General features: G+C 66.9%; 11 protein-coding genes. 5 read left to right on the top strand and 6 right to left on the bottom strand.

Annotated features, from left to right (window positions below; translation table 11 throughout):
• Nucleotides 1-50: 50 nt before the first annotated feature.
• From ACIBX3_RS58600 to ACIBX3_RS58585, 4 genes are all read right to left on the bottom strand, one after another.
• Complete coding sequence (locus ACIBX3_RS58600; protein ID WP_397129539.1) at nt 51-977, bottom strand: glycine betaine ABC transporter substrate-binding protein; 927 nt, start codon at nt 975-977, stop codon at nt 51-53.
• A 38-nt stretch (nt 978-1,015) separates the two neighbouring features.
• Nucleotides 1,016-1,993, bottom strand: coding sequence for an ABC transporter permease (locus ACIBX3_RS58595; RefSeq protein ID WP_397129538.1), 978 nt, complete (start codon nt 1,991-1,993; stop codon nt 1,016-1,018).
• Nucleotides 1,994-1,999: 6 nt separating this feature from the next.
• Nucleotides 2,000-3,250, bottom strand: coding sequence for a glycine betaine/L-proline ABC transporter ATP-binding protein (locus ACIBX3_RS58590; RefSeq protein WP_397129537.1), 1,251 nt, complete (start codon nt 3,248-3,250; stop codon nt 2,000-2,002).
• Between the two features lie 90 nt (nt 3,251-3,340).
• Complete coding sequence (locus ACIBX3_RS58585) at nt 3,341-4,651, bottom strand: aromatic ring-hydroxylating dioxygenase subunit alpha (RefSeq protein WP_397129536.1); 1,311 nt, start codon at nt 4,649-4,651, stop codon at nt 3,341-3,343.
• Nucleotides 4,652-5,135: 484 nt separating this feature from the next.
• Between ACIBX3_RS58585 and ACIBX3_RS58580 the strand changes: the two genes are divergently transcribed.
• A complete protein-coding gene (locus ACIBX3_RS58580) occupies nt 5,136-6,344 on the top strand; it encodes a 2Fe-2S iron-sulfur cluster-binding protein (protein ID WP_397129535.1) in 1,209 nt (402 codons plus the stop codon).
• 92 nt (nt 6,345-6,436) lie between these two features.
• Nucleotides 6,437-6,691 carry an FCD domain-containing protein gene (locus tag ACIBX3_RS58575; RefSeq protein WP_397129534.1) on the top strand — a complete coding sequence of 85 codons (255 nt, stop codon included), beginning with the start codon at nt 6,437-6,439 and terminating at the stop codon, nt 6,689-6,691.
• 90 nt (nt 6,692-6,781) lie between these two features.
• Here the strand turns inward: ACIBX3_RS58575 and ACIBX3_RS58570 are convergent, their stop codons facing one another.
• Nucleotides 6,782-8,632 carry a helix-turn-helix domain-containing protein gene (locus ACIBX3_RS58570; RefSeq protein WP_397129533.1) on the bottom strand — a complete coding sequence of 617 codons (1,851 nt, stop codon included), beginning with the start codon at nt 8,630-8,632 and terminating at the stop codon, nt 6,782-6,784.
• Between the two features lie 606 nt (nt 8,633-9,238).
• On the opposite strand from ACIBX3_RS58570, the gene ACIBX3_RS58565 reads away from it, so the two are divergent.
• Together ACIBX3_RS58565 and ACIBX3_RS58560 are read left to right on the top strand one after the other, a co-directional pair.
• On the top strand, nt 9,239-10,237 hold the full coding sequence (locus ACIBX3_RS58565; protein WP_397129532.1) for an ornithine cyclodeaminase family protein: 999 nt from the start codon (nt 9,239-9,241) through the stop codon (nt 10,235-10,237).
• 17 nt (nt 10,238-10,254) lie between these two features.
• A complete protein-coding gene (locus tag ACIBX3_RS58560) occupies nt 10,255-12,267 on the top strand; it encodes an FAD-dependent oxidoreductase (RefSeq protein ID WP_397129531.1) in 2,013 nt (670 codons plus the stop codon).
• A gap of 241 nt (nt 12,268-12,508) precedes the next feature.
• Here ACIBX3_RS58560 and ACIBX3_RS58555 read toward each other — a convergent pair whose 3' ends face one another.
• Nucleotides 12,509-13,333, bottom strand: a complete 825-nt coding sequence (locus ACIBX3_RS58555; protein ID WP_397129530.1) for a LysR family transcriptional regulator — start codon at nt 13,331-13,333, stop codon at nt 12,509-12,511.
• 209 nt (nt 13,334-13,542) lie between these two features.
• Here ACIBX3_RS58555 and ACIBX3_RS58550 point away from each other — a divergent pair.
• Nucleotides 13,543-14,209 (top strand): NADP-dependent oxidoreductase (locus ACIBX3_RS58550; protein ID WP_397129529.1); only part of this gene is annotated, 667 nt, incomplete at its 3' end.

Here is a 14,209-nt window from a genome sequence, read left to right as displayed (position 1 = left end):
GGTACGGCGCTCTGCCTGACGCGAAGACGGTGCCGTACCGGGCAGCCGCGTCACTTCGTCAGGTACTTCTCCAGGGACGTGGCGTAGCCGGGGTTCTTGTCGAGCCACGCCTGAACGGCCTTCGCCTCCTCGCCCTCGCCGAACTTGTTGACCACGGTGTCCTCCAAGCTGCCGTACTGCGTGTCGTCGAGCTTGAAGTTCTTGATCATGTTGGCGACCTCCGGGAAGTCCTTGGAGAATCCGTCGCGAGCGATGCTGTGCAGACCTTCCGACTTGCCGAACGCCCCCTTCGGGTCCTCAAGGGGCCGGACGGCGAAGGCCTGGTTGGCCCAGAACGGCTTCCACAGCGTCACCGCGATGGGCTTCTTCGTCGCCGTGGCCTTCTTCAGCTCCGTGAGCATCGCGGTCGTCGAGGAAGTCACCAGCTTGAAATCGCTGTCGAGCCCGTAGGCAGGGAAGACGTCGTCCTGCGCCGCCTTCGTCAGACCGGCGCCCGGCTCGATTCCGATGATCTTGCCGTCGAGCTCCTTCGCATGGCTGGGCAGGTCGGCGATGGACTTGATAGCGGAGTCCGTGGGCACCGCGAGAAAGAGCCCTGCGCCCTGGTAAAACGTGCCGATGTCCTCGATCTTGTCGCCGTACTTGTCCATGAAGGCCTTGTGCGTACGCTCCGGCCAGGCGGAGGAAAGGACGTCGATGTCCCCGTTCGCGAGCGCCGTGTACATCGGGGCGTTGTCGCTGAGCTTCGTGATCTTGACGGTGTAGCCCTTGCTCTCCAGCACGTTCTTGAGCAGGTACGCCGTGCTCGTCTCGTCGGTCCATCCCGGGATCACACCCATCGTGATGGACTTGCCGTCACTACCGGACCCGCTGGTGCCATTGGTGCCACTGTTGCCTGCGCAGCCGGCCGCAGCCAGGGCGAGCACCGCCACGGCAATACTGAGCCGCACCGACAAGGCCCTGTGTCGCTTCGCCATATTTGTGTTCCTCTCACGTTCCGGATGGCTGCAGCGCGCTATCCGCCGACCCTTGCTGACTCGATTTCGACCGCTGCGGGCGATTTCGCTCCACCCTCGTCGAGAGTGGAATCCTCTTGTTCCTGAGCGGACGGCCGTTGCTTGCGCGGCCAGAAACCGCGCCTCCCGCCGCCCTTGCCCTGTCCGATGGAGGCCGTGACCCGATCCAGATAGATGGCCAAGATCACCACCGAGAGCCCTGCCTCGAAACCAAGGCCCAGATCCAGCGTCGCGATGGCGGTTGTCACCTGACCGCCCAGCCCCTCCGCTCCGACCAGACCAGCGATCACAGCCATCGAGAGGGACATCATGATGACCTGGTTGACCCCCGCCATGATCGTCGGGAGCGCCAGCGGCAGTTGTACGCCGAGCAGAGTCTGGCGGGGCGTGGAACCGAACGCGTGGGCCGCCTCGACGACCTCCGCGTCCACGTTCCGGATCCCCAGTTCCGTGAGTCGCACGCCCGGCGGCAGCGCAAAGATGATTGTGGCGATGACAGCCGGGACGACGCCGATGCTGAACAGCGTGACGACGGGTACCAGCCACACGAATGCGGGCATCGTCTGCATCAGATCCATGACTGGCCTGAGCGCTGCACTCGCCCACCGCTTGCGCGCTGCGAGTACCCCTGTGGGGATCGCGATCAGAACTGCGGCCACGGTGGCGACCAGAACGAGCGCCAGCGTCTGCATCGCGGCGGCCCACTGACCCATGCTGATGATGAACATCAACCCGAGCAGGCCGGCGAGGGCGAACTTCCACCCTTTCACCAGCATCCCGATCAGGGCGAAGATCAGCGCCAGAACAACGGGGTCCGGAGCTTCGAGCAGGCTGATGAATCCGTCGACAGCGGAGCCGATGACATTGCTCACCGCGTCGAAGAACCCACCCAAATGTGTGGTGAGCCAATCAAAGAAGTCCTGGAGCGCATCCCCGACGGGGATCTTGGGGATTTCGATCAGCGACTGTACAGTCACCGCCACTCACCTCGTTCGGGCGTGATCAGAATGGAGCTCCTGCATGGCAGAGGCCTGGCCGCTGCTGGCGTGATGTGCGCCACCGCGTTGACCCAGAGCTTGAAGCAGCGTGACTCTGGCGAGGACCCCCACCATTCGGCCTTCGTCGTCCACAACAGCGAGGGCCTTGGGAGTGTCCGCACTCAATGCCAGCAGTTCTGCGAGGTGGGCATGCTCGGGCACACTGACCACCTGGTCGTCGAGAACGCCGTCGAGGGACTCCGCCCCGTCCCGTACGGCTCTGACGATCGCCTCTTCGTCGACGGCACCGCACAGTTTCTTGTTCCGGTCGACCACGAAGAGGCGCCCGGTCTGATGCTCACGCATCAGTTTCTGTACGGCTCGGGGTCCCTGCTCGGATCCGACCAGAGCCACCGGTGGGGTCATGACGGCACTGGCGGTCAGAACGCGCGTTCGATCGACATCCTGAACGAACTGGGCGACGAAGTCGTCGGCCGGATCGTTGAGAATCTGCTCTGCCGTGCCGATCTGGACGATCCGCCCATCGCGCATCATCGCGATTCTGTCCCCGAGGCGCATCGCCTCGTTCAGATCGTGCGTGATGAAGAGGATGGTCTTGCCCAGCTTGTGCTGGAGCTCGATCAACTGGTCCTGCATCTCACGCTTGATCAGGGGATCCAGGGCGCTGAACGCCTCGTCCATCAGCAGGATGTTGGTGCCTGTCGCCAGTGCTCTCGCCAGGCCGACGCGTTGCCGCATACCTCCGGACAGTTGTCCCGGAAGTGAGTCTTCCCAGCCCTTCAGCCCCACCAGGCGCAGTGCTTCCTTGGCGCGACGCTCGTGCTCGTCCTTCGGGATCCCCTGGATCCTCAAGCCGTACGCGGCGTTCTCACCCACTGTGCGATGCGGAAACAACGCGAAGTGCTGGAAGACCATGCTGACCTTCTCGCGGCGCATGCGTCGCAGCTGCTGCTGATTCATCGTGACGACGTCTTCGCCGAAGACGAGCAACTCCCCCGCGGTCGGTTGCAACAGGCTGTTCACCATGCGGATCAGCGTCGACTTGCCCGAGCCGGACAATCCCATGACGACGAAGATCTCGCCTTCGCGTACCTCGAAGGACGCATCGATCACAGCCGCGGTGATGCCTTCCTTGCGGAGTTCCTCACGCGTCGCCCCTTCGCGCAGACGTGCGACGCCACGGTCGGGGCGCTTGCCGAAAACCTTGTACGTCTCATGAGCCACAATCGCGTTCATGCCGGACTCCCGTCGCCGGTTGTGGTGCGCACTCGGCTGCCAGACACGTGAAGTCCACGGGGCCCGAAGCTTTGAGTACTCGGTGGATGATCACTGGCCTGAGGCCTGAGTGAGGAGGGCCTGGTGAGCCTCATTGAGGCCGAGATGCTCTCGCAGGCGCTCTATGTACCAGTTGTCGAACGCCTCGACGTCGCCCTCGATTGCCGCAAAGGGGCCCGGCTCGTATCCCGGGTCACTCGCACCGCGCTGGGCCATCTCGACGAATGCTCGGTCCTGATCGTTGGTGGCACTCCACACGGCGGTCAGGGAGTCGATGTCATAGTCGACACCTTCTACGGCGTCGGCGTTCACCAGCCAGGTGGTGCGCACCAGGGTCTTGTCCGGCGCGACAGGCACGGCGCGGAAGACCACGGCATGGTCGCTGAGCATATGGAACCACGAGTTGGGCTGCAGGTGCAGTGACATGTCGCCGAACTGAGGGACGGCGATCTGGCCCATCAGCCTGCGACTGAGCTGCGCCCCCGCCGCTCCGAATGAGATGCCGGCGCCGTCGAGCGGCAGGTGGGAGATCTGGTACCCGGTGGGCCGGCCGTCGAGCTCGCGATGCCCGCCGAGCGGGATGCTGGTCGCCGCGCAGGCAGACTGCAGACGAGCCTCGGCGGCCCGGTACCGCTCGAGAACAGCACGCATCCGCGGGCGGTCATCGCCCTCGGCGTAAAGGCCGAAGGCGAAGTAGGCGCTGAGCAACTCGGGGTGGCCGACATCGCAGTGCTGGCACTCGCGGTTGTTCTCCATCACCAGCTTCCAGTTGCCCCCCTCGATCAGGTCGATCTGATGCGCGACCTTCGCGTCCTGGAGCCGGTAGGGCGCGAGGTAGGGCTCGATGACCGCGGCCACCTCGTCGATGTCCGTCGGCGGCTCATCGGAGAGGCACACCAGGACCAGACCGGCCACGGTGCGCACACTGACGGACTTGAGGCCGAACCGCTGACGGTCGAACGAGGGGGGCTGGCCCTCGGCGAAGATCAGGCTGCCGTCGGTGCGGTAGGTCCACTGGTGGTAGGGGCAGACCAGGTTGCCCACGGAACCACAAGGGTTTTCCAGGATCCGGGAGCCACGGTGCCGGCACACGTTGCGCAGGGATCGAACGTTCCCGTCGTCATCACGCACAATGATGATCGAGTGCCGCCCGACGTCCAGAGTGACATAGTCGCCCGGCTCGGCAAGCTCCGCCTCTGTACAGGCGAACAGCCAGTGCTTGCCGAATATGACATCGAGGTCGAGGTCGTACACCTCTTCGCTGGTGTAGAAGGGCGCCTCAAGGCTGTAGCCGACCGCTCGCCGCGCGACCATCTCAGCGATGTCAGGGGCCGATGCCGGAGTGCCGGTCGAGAATCTCACGGGACATCTCCCAATCATGATCAAGAATTCACAACCAGTCCCTGTTGCGTACCGTGGGACAAATGCGCTGTGCGAAACGAGGCTAGGAGTGCCTCAATACCATGTCAAGGGCCCAGCGCGGTGGTTTTGGCGGATTGACACCGACTCGGTAAAAGCTTGATTTCATGGCGGTTTCGCCAGTGATCCGCTTAACGAGCAAGCAGTCACGTCACCCCTGAGACCCCCTCGGTGACCAGATGAAGCCTGTTGACAACCAGGACCGGCAGATCCACCCTTGTCTCGTATAGCAAGAAAGTTGCGCCAGGCGGGACAAAATGTATGAGGGTCAGGGGCAACGAGTGTCCGCTCGGGCGAGGACATCACCGCCTGAGCGCGGTCGAGCAGAACTGAACGCTTTGCATGACCGAGTCGCCGCTCACCTGACGCAGCGGGTTCGATCTTGAATTATCAATGGGTGCCCACCGTGCTACTGGAGGTTCAAGTGGTGGTCGCAGGAACTGGCCCGCACACCACGGTCATCGCAGGTGACCTGTTCGCAGCCCAGGCGGGTGCTGGTTTGACGCCTCCGCTCTGGGCTCCGGACTGCTGGGGTGAGGAGGACCAAGCGGTCCTGGTGTGCCGAAAGGTCCTTGAGATCACCCATGACGTCAAGAGCTTCCACTTCGAGGCCGAAGGCCATCGCGCGTTCAGCTTCGACCCAGGTCAGTTCATCACGCTCCAGCTTGAGATCGACGGTGCGGCATTCAGCCGCTGCTACACCATCTCGTCGCCACCGACTCGACCGCACCTGATCTCGATCACGGTCAAGCGTGTTCCCGGCGGCCCGGTCTCGAACTGGCTGCACGACCACGTAGGGCCAGGCACTCGGATCACCGCCCAAGCACCGTTGGGCGGCTTCACGCTCACGGGCCCTCCAGGGCCGAGGTACTTGTTCCTGTCTGCCGGCAGCGGCATCACCCCGGTCATGTCAATGACCCGGACTCTGTACGACCTCGGCTCGGACGCAGACGTCCTGTTCGTACACAGCGCCCGCACGCCGGCGGACATCATCTTCCGCCGCGAGCTGGAAGCCATTGCCGCGGTGATGCCGAACATCCGGGTCGTCCATGTGTGCGAAGACGACTATCCCTCGGAACGGTGGATGGGGCTGCGCGGCCGCCTGTCAACGGCCATGCTCCAGGCACTCGTACCCGATCTTGAGGAACGCGAGACCTACACCTGCGGGCCTGCCGGCTACATGGCGTCGATCCGGGCGATGCTCGGGGAAGTCGGCTACGACATGCGCAGGTACCACGAGGAGAGCTTCTCCTTCGAAAGCCTCCCGGCCCTCGCCGTACCCCCTTCTGTCCACTGCGGCCGAGGCACGACGCTGCCCGACGGCGCAGAGGGTGACCACACCCCTTCGCCGGACGAGGAAGCCGGCGCGCCCACCACCTACAGCGTCGAGTTCGTCCGCAGTGGCCTTACCGTCACCTGCGCCGCGGATGAGAACCTCCTGGACGCCGCGTACACGGCCGGACTCAGGCCTCCGGCCTCGTGCACCCAGGGGATGTGCGGGACGTGCAAGACGACCATGCTCTCCGGAGAAGTCGACATGCAGCACAACGGGGGGATCCGTCCCCGCGAAGTCGCCCAGAACAAGATCCTGATCTGCTGCTCCAAGCCCTTGAGTGACGTCCGTATCGACGCATGACAAGGGGCTGTGACGCCATCCGCTCGTGCCGCTGACGACCAGCTGTCGAGGCCGCTCAACCGGAGCGGGCGAAGTTGAAGGGTAGCGAAAACTTGGACCTTCAGGTCCACCGCGCCATCTACGCCGCCACGCACAACCCGTACCTGGAGGACACCCTCGTCCGCCACGACAACCTGGCCACCCGCATCTGGTGCCTGTTCGTCGACCGGCTGTCCGACATGGCCGGTCACGTCGAAGAACACGGACCGTTGATCGAGGCGATCGTCGCCGGCGACCCCGGCAAAGCGGCGCATCTCGCCCGCAGTCACGTCGTGGGCTTCGAACAGGCCATTCGCGATGCCATCTGACACGGCGCTTGCCTGAGGCCGTGAAACCGACGACTCGCTCTCGTACTGTCGCAGTCGGAGATATGTCCGACGGGCCGCCGGTTCTCCGGGTCAGTGCGCGGCGCGCCGCGGATGCTCCGGGCGCAGGCGGGGCCTGCCCGCCAAGGTGGTCCACAGGTGCGGGGCGACGTCGCCCTCGGGAAGTCGGGCGATCATGAAGCGGACGCAGCGTTCGATCTTTACCCGCCACAGACGGGCCGCCTCGTTTCCGTCGGCGCTGAGCAACGCGTCGTGGACGGCGGTGTCTTCGTCGGTGACGGTGTCCCAGGCCTGGCTGTAGTCCATGTCCAGAACGCTGACGAACATGCGCAGGCGGGCCGTGAGACGTTCGAAGGTGCCGGCAGCCTGCGGGAGGTCCGCGATACGGGCGAGCGCGTCCTGGAACCGCAAGTCGGCCTCCCCGCTGCGGACGTGATCGTTGTCCCGAGCGGCGGCGCGGATCTCCGCCAGGGCCGCCGAGGCGGGGCCGAGGTGTTCGTGGCCGAGCATGGCGACACGGCGGATCAGCAGCGCACCGAGGCTGGCACGCAGGGCGTAGAGATCGAGGACATCCTTCGCCGTGACGGCGGGGACGGCGGTCGCACCGCTCGGAAGCAGGTCGAGCATGCCCTCCTCGGCCAGCGCCCGCAGTCCCGCGCGGACGACCCTGCGTGAGAGGCCGAGGCGGATCGCGAGCGGCGCCTCCCGTACGCGGTCACCGGGCCGGTAGCCGCCGGCGAGGAGAGCTTCGCGCAGGACGCCTACGGCGGGGTCAGTAGTGATGGGGGCGCCGGGCGGAGCGTCGGGGAACGGGATCCCGGGCGCATCGGGGACGGCCGGTCGGCGGAGTGCGCGCGCGTCCCGCAGATTCGAGTCATTGTCACGTCCGCAGATGGCCGGGGTGTCGTAGGCCGGGCGCGGAGCGGCGATCAGGGTGAAGGGGGCTGCGGAGGAGGTCCATGTGGTGGACCAGGTCAGCAGCGCGTCACGAAGATGGGACAAGTCGGGTGCGGCCTCACGTCGGAGTTGAGCATCGGCGCCGAGGAGGCGCCGGATCTCGTCGGTCCATGCCGCTGGGCTGGGTGCGCGGTGCCAGCGCAGCGGGAGCGCGGCCGTGTCCGGTTGCCGGCGGGCGCCGCGTGCCTCCGCCGGTACGCCGTGCGCCAACAGGTGCACGCCTGCCCGGGCGTCCGCCACCGAGCTCACCCGCTCCAGGAATGTGCGCAGGGCAGGGCGGTCCGTCCAGGTTTGGTCTTCTTTGTGCCGTTTGCCCCGCAGGGCCGCGAAAGCGCCGGCCACGGCCAGTACGTGGGGTGTCTCCCGGTCCCGGCCGAACAGCCGGCCCCCGGCGCTCACCGCAGCAGTGCGTACGGCACCGCCCCCTCCCGCACGGGTTCTCACGGCGAGCACGCACACCGGTGGGGCCAGGAACAGACCGACCATCTCCTCTGCGTGGTCCGGCAGGGACCACGCCCGGCGCCGCTCGACCGTGACGCGCTCTCCCGGCTGGAGGCGGTAGGTCCGCCAGATCCGGCTCACCGTGCTCTGGCTCAGGCCGGTCTCGGCCGCCATGGAACGGGTCGTCCAGGTCTGCCTGGCGCCGGGCGGTGGCGGGGTGAGAGTGCGGAGGAGGACGTGCGCCACGGTGTCGTCGTCGGCTATGGGAGGCCGGCCGGGACGGGGTTGCTCGTCCAGGCCGGCCAGCCGTTCGGCGAGGAAGCGGGCGCGCCACTTGCCGACCATGTCGCGGGAGATGCCGAGGCGCTGGGCTACGGCGGTATTGGTGGGCTCGTCCTCACACGCCAGCACGATCCGCGCACGCAGAGTCCGGGCCTGTGAGCCGGTGCGACTGCGGGTCCACCGCAGCAGTGTGGCCCGTTCCTCCTCGGTGAAGATCACGGCGTTGCGCGGGCGGCCGACCATGTCGGCAACCGTAGCCGAATTTTTGACTCAAGGGTATCCCGGCGCCCGGCGGGACAGCGGGGGCATTGTCGGCCGCCCCTGTCCTTCACATACTTCATGCCACCGGCGGCCACGCTGCCGGCGTCCCCAAGAAACCACGAGTTCGTCTCGATCACCACGACACCGTCCGCCTGTCGGTAAGGACTGACAGGGCGCCGTCACGATCCTGCGAGCCCGGAAACCGCTCTCGGAGCCGGTGATGACCGCGAACCCAGGAAATGGGCTGGATAACGTACCTCGCTGCTGGGCGGCCCGGTCGTCATATGGTTCGCCGGCGCCGCCCTGGCCGGCCAGGCACGCGCCAGGTGTCACCTGTGGATCCACGAGTGAACTCGCCGGCTTCCCCACCTTCATCATCCGGGACAGCCTTCCCCTGACCGCGATCTCCGAGGGCACCGCCGGTGTCGCGGCTGGGACCGCGAACGTGATGCCGGCCGACCTCCTTTCGACCCGCCGTGCGTTGCGCGACGGCCGCCTTGAACGCGCGCGAGCCAAGTGGGCACGCTCGCGGTCGGCGTCGTGGGCACGCTCGCGGTCGGCGTCGCGGTGGCGAACGGTGCGGCAGCCATGAGATTCCTTGACGAGCACGACGTCCGTTCCCTCTTCGACATCGACACCGCGATCATCTCGCAGCGGACGGCGTTCATCGCTCTTGCGCGGGGAGAGGCGTGGCAGCCCGAGAAGATCCTGGGTGGCCGCGCCGACGATCCCGACACCATTTTCTGCTACGCCTCCCGCCTCAATCGCCGAAGCGGCCCGGTCTGCAAGTTCGGGAGCATCAATCCCGGGAACGCGGTGGCAGGCCGGCCGACCGTGAATGCCGTGGTCGCCGTGCTCGACCCCCACACCGGCGTCCCTCTGGCCTTCATGGATGGCACAGCGCTCACCACGCTGCGCACAGCGGCTGCGAGCGCGCTCGCGGTCGGGGCACTGGCCAGGAAGGAAGCAGCCCGTCTCCTCGTGCTGGGATCCGGCGTACAGGGACAGGCGCACATCGCTGCGCTGCAGCGGGACAGAGCCTACGCCTGGACCGGAATGTGGTCACCACGCCCGTCCTCGCTCGACGCGTCCATCGGCCGCCTGCGCGAGCAGGGGTTCGCCGTCGAGCAGGTGGAGTCCCTGAGTGACGCGATCGCCGAGGCGGACGTCGTCGTCTGTGCCACTTCGGCCACCGAGCCACTGTTCCACGCGCGCGAGCTCTCACCCGGTGCCACCGTCGTCACGGTCGGATCCTTCGACCGGCACCGCTGCGAGATCGGACCCGACATCCTCCACGCCGGCCGCCACGTCGTCGTCGATCATGAACCGACGGCACGGCAGAACTGCGGTCCGATCGTCGCGGCTCTGGCCCAGGCCGACGCGGCGGAGCTGGATGTCCTCGAACTCGGTCATGTCCTGACCGGTGCCGCGACCGGGCGCGGCAGCGACGACGACATCGTCACGTACATCAGCTCCGGCCTCGGTGTCCAGGACGCAGCGGCGGCCTGGAGCATCTACCAGCGAGCCGAAGCGCACGGCGTCGGCTGGAGCGTCGATTGGCCGCGAAACACTGGAGGTGTGGAATGAGCGTCAACGATCCCCTGATGAGTCCGTTCGTCCTGAAGAACCTGACTCTGCGTAACCGCATCGTCAGCACGTCCCACGAGCCGGCCTACAGTGAGGACGGCCTGCCCAAGGATCGCTACCGTGCTTACCACGTCGAGAAGGTCCGCGGAGGCGTCGGGTTGACCATGATCGGCGGCAGTGCTCTGGTCAGCCGTGACAGCGCACCCGCGTTCGGAAATCTGCAGCTCTGGAAGGACGAAGCGGAGCCTTGGCTGCGCCGGCTCGCCGACGAGGTCCACGAGCAGGGCGCGGCCGTGATGACTCAGCTCACGCACCTCGGTCACCGCACCAGCAATTACACCGACGACTGGATCCCGGCGATCTCGGCAAGCAATGTCCGCGAGCCCGCACACCGCGCGTTCGCCAAGGCGGCCGAGCGATGGGACCTCGATCGAGTGCTGCGGGACTTCGTCGACGTCGCACAGCGCTGCCAGTCCGCGGGTCTCGACGGCATCGAACTCATGGCTTACGGGCACTTCTTGGACTCGTTCTGGACGCCTTTCTGGAACCACCGGGACGACGAGTACGGCGGCTCCTACGAAAACCGGATGCGGTACCCGCTCCAGGTCATCCGCGCCGTCCGGGAAGCGGTCGGTCCGGAGTTCATCATCGGCGCGCGCATGACCTTCGACGAAGAGCGCGAGGGCGGCCTCGAGACGAACGAGGCACTGCGCATTGCCGAAGACATCACCGAAGCCGGGATCGACTTCATCAGTCTGATCAAGGGGTCGATCGGCACGGACGCCGACCTGGCCCGCGCCATTGCGCCGATGTCCACGCCGGCCTCTCCTCACCTGGAGTTCGCCGGGCGGATCAAGCAGAAGCTCTCCGTCCCGGTCATGCACGCCGCCCGGATCACCGATGTCGCCACGGCGCGGTACGCGATCGCGGAGGGCTTGCTCGATCTGGTCGGCATGACCAGGGCGTTGATGGCTGACCCCGAGCTGCCCAACAAGGTCCGCGACGGTCGCACGGACCAGATCCGTCCGTGCGTCGGCGCCAACATGTGCATCGACGGCATCTACAGCTCCGGCGCGGCGTTCTGCATACACAACCCATCCACCGGCCGCGAGCTCGAGGTACCCCAGCGCGTCGACCGTGCGAGCGGGACGAAGCGGGTGGCGGTGGTCGGAGCCGGCCCCGCCGGTCTGGAAGCGGCCCGGGTCCTCGCGGAGCGCGGTCACGACGTGCATCTCTTCGAAGCCGGCGACAAGGTGGGCGGACAACTGTTGCTGGCCTCGATGGCCCCTCGCCGTCGCGATCTTCGCGGAATCATCGACTGGAGAACCGACGAACTCGCCCGCCTGGCCGTTCCGATCTCGCTGAACACCTACGTCGACGGCCGGACGCTGCTCAAGCAGTCATGGGACGTCGTGATCGTCGCGACGGGCGGCACACCCGCGGCACCCCGGATTCCCGGGGCCGGCCTGGTCCATGACACCTGGGACGTACTCTCCGGGGCCAAGCGACTGCAGGGACATGTGATGGTCTACGACGACCACGGCGGCAACCAGGCACTCGACGCGGTGGAGGCCCTCGTCCGTGGAGGCGCCACCGTCGAGATCGTCACGCCTGAGCGAACCCTCTCCCCCGACGTCGGCTCGCTCACGGCCTCCTACTACTTCAACTCATTGGCGCAGAACGGTGTCGCGGTCACCGTCCTTCGACGGCTGCACGGGGTCACCAGGACTCCGGACGGCCTGAAGGCGGAACTCGGTGTGGACGGCTTCGAGTTCCGTGAACACCGCGCCTTCGACGCCGTCGTGGCCGAGATGGGCACCGATCCGGTCCAGGAGCTCTACGACGAGCTGCTCGCTTCCTCGACCAACCTGGGGGCCGTCGACCTGACGGAACTGCTGGCTCGCAAGCCGCAGTCGATGGTGCGCAACGAAGACGGTTCATTCCAGCTGTTCCGCATAGGGGACGCAGTGGCGAGCAGAAATGTCCATGCCGCGATGCTGGATGCGGCCCGCCTCTGTCGAACGATCTGAGGACCGTAGCCGCCGCCCCCTGGTTCCGGCTCCAGGTGGACCTGCCGGCCGAGGACGGCGGGACCGAACGCGTCGGCGTCGCCCTGAACACCCTCACCGACCTCACCTGGCGCGACCCCATCGCCTGAACCCCTGGCACAAACACGTCCCCGCCCGTTTCCAGCCCGTCCCCGCCTGACACTTGATGCGTGATGGCGGATTCGGACGTGGTGCACGGCCGTACTCCGGCTGGCCGGGCCGCTCACGCGGCGGGCTGAGCAACAGGGTTCGCCGCCATCACGGCGTGGGCGGTCGCGGTGAGGCGGGACACGGCCGAGTGCGCGTCCGGGAGCCAGGCCAGCACGAGCTGGGTGACTGGGTATCCGTGGACGGGCACTGTCCGTACAAATCCGCCGAGGCGGTCGCGGACGCTTTCGCCGACGACGACCACGAGCCGTCCGAGCGCGACGCGGTCGACCATGACGTCCAGCGGCTCATTCGGCAGTTGCGCCTCGTAACCCGGCAGCGCCTCCACCTCGGTGAGTGTCAGGAAGGGACGGTCGGCCAGAGGGTGGCCCGCCGGGAGCAGGACGACCGGCCGCTCCGGGCCGAGCTCCATCAATTCGAGACCGGGGGTGGCAACCGTCTGGCACATGAGGGCGACGTCCGCGGTGCCGTCCCGAAGAGCGCCGACCTCGTCGTAGGTGAAGACGACGTCGGTGAGCACGCCGTCCGCACCCTGTGCGCCGGCGGCGAGCAGCGCGGGCAGGACTCCGGGGCCGGCGGCGGGCCGTGCCGCGATGGTGACCCGCTGCTGCTCGGCGGCTTTGCGCGCCTTGCGTACGGCGGTGTCGATCGCCGCCAGGATCGTGCGGCACTCGGCCAGGAAGGCCTCGCCCCCGGCGGTCAGCTTCACGTGTCGCGTGGTGCGTTCCAGCAGGGGAACGCCCACGCGCCTCTCCAGGTGGGCGATGGCCCGGGACAGGGGCGGCTGTGTGATGCCGAGGCGTTCCGCGGCCTGGCCGAAGTGCAGCGTCTCGGCCACGGCCACGAAGTAGGCGAGTTCCCGGGTCTCCAGCTGATTCATGCTTCCAAGGTATTACCTGTTGCCCAGACAGTCATTGCTCCGCCGTAGAAGCCCTGGTCAGCTTGACCGTGCGCCTTCCAGCCCCCGGCGCCATGAAGTGTTCACGCCGAACTGCACGCAATACGAAAGGCAGAGCTGTGAAAGCCGTTCAATACCGGAACTACGGCGGACCCGAGGTCCTTGAAGTCGTGGATGTTCCGGATCCGAAGATGTTCGCTGATCTCGTTCTGGTGACGATCGAGGCAGCGGCGCTCAATCCGGCGGATCTGGCATTCCAGAGCGGAGCCGTGGACCCTCTCGTGGACTCTCTCTTTCCGGTGACGCCCGGGTGGGATCTGGCCGGGGTCGTCGAGCAGACCGGAGTCGCGACGGCGGGATTCCGGCCGGGCGACGAGGTGATCGGATACGTTCGCGGCCAGGCCATGCACTACGGCACCTACGCGGAGAAGATCTCGGCCGAACCGCGTCAGCTCGTCCGCAAGCCGAAGAACCTGAGCTGGGCCCAGGCCGCCGGGCTTCCGGTCGCCGGGCTCACCGCCTACCAGGCGATCGTGCACAGCCTCCAGGTGACCGCCGGCGACACCGTGCTGGTGCACGGGGCGGCGGGCGGCGTCGGACACCTCGCCGTCCAGATCGCCATAGCGCAGGGCGTACGGGTGCTCGGGACGGGCTCAGAGGCCAGCCAGGCGTTCATCGAGTCCCTGGGCGCGACGCCGGTGCGCTACGGCGATGAGCTCGTCGAGCAGGTGGTCAGCTTCTCGGCCGTAAACGGACCGAGCTCGCAGCTCCTCGCCGTCGATGGCTTCGACGGTCCGGTCCGCGTCAGGCAGCGTGACTCACTGCCCAGCCCGTCTCACCGCGTGAGGCGATGTTCCG

Source organism: Nonomuraea sp. NPDC049480 (genome assembly GCF_044465905.1).
Lineage (GTDB): Bacteria > Actinomycetota > Actinomycetes > Streptosporangiales > Streptosporangiaceae > Nonomuraea.
This window is presented reverse-complemented; position numbering and strand designations above follow the sequence as displayed.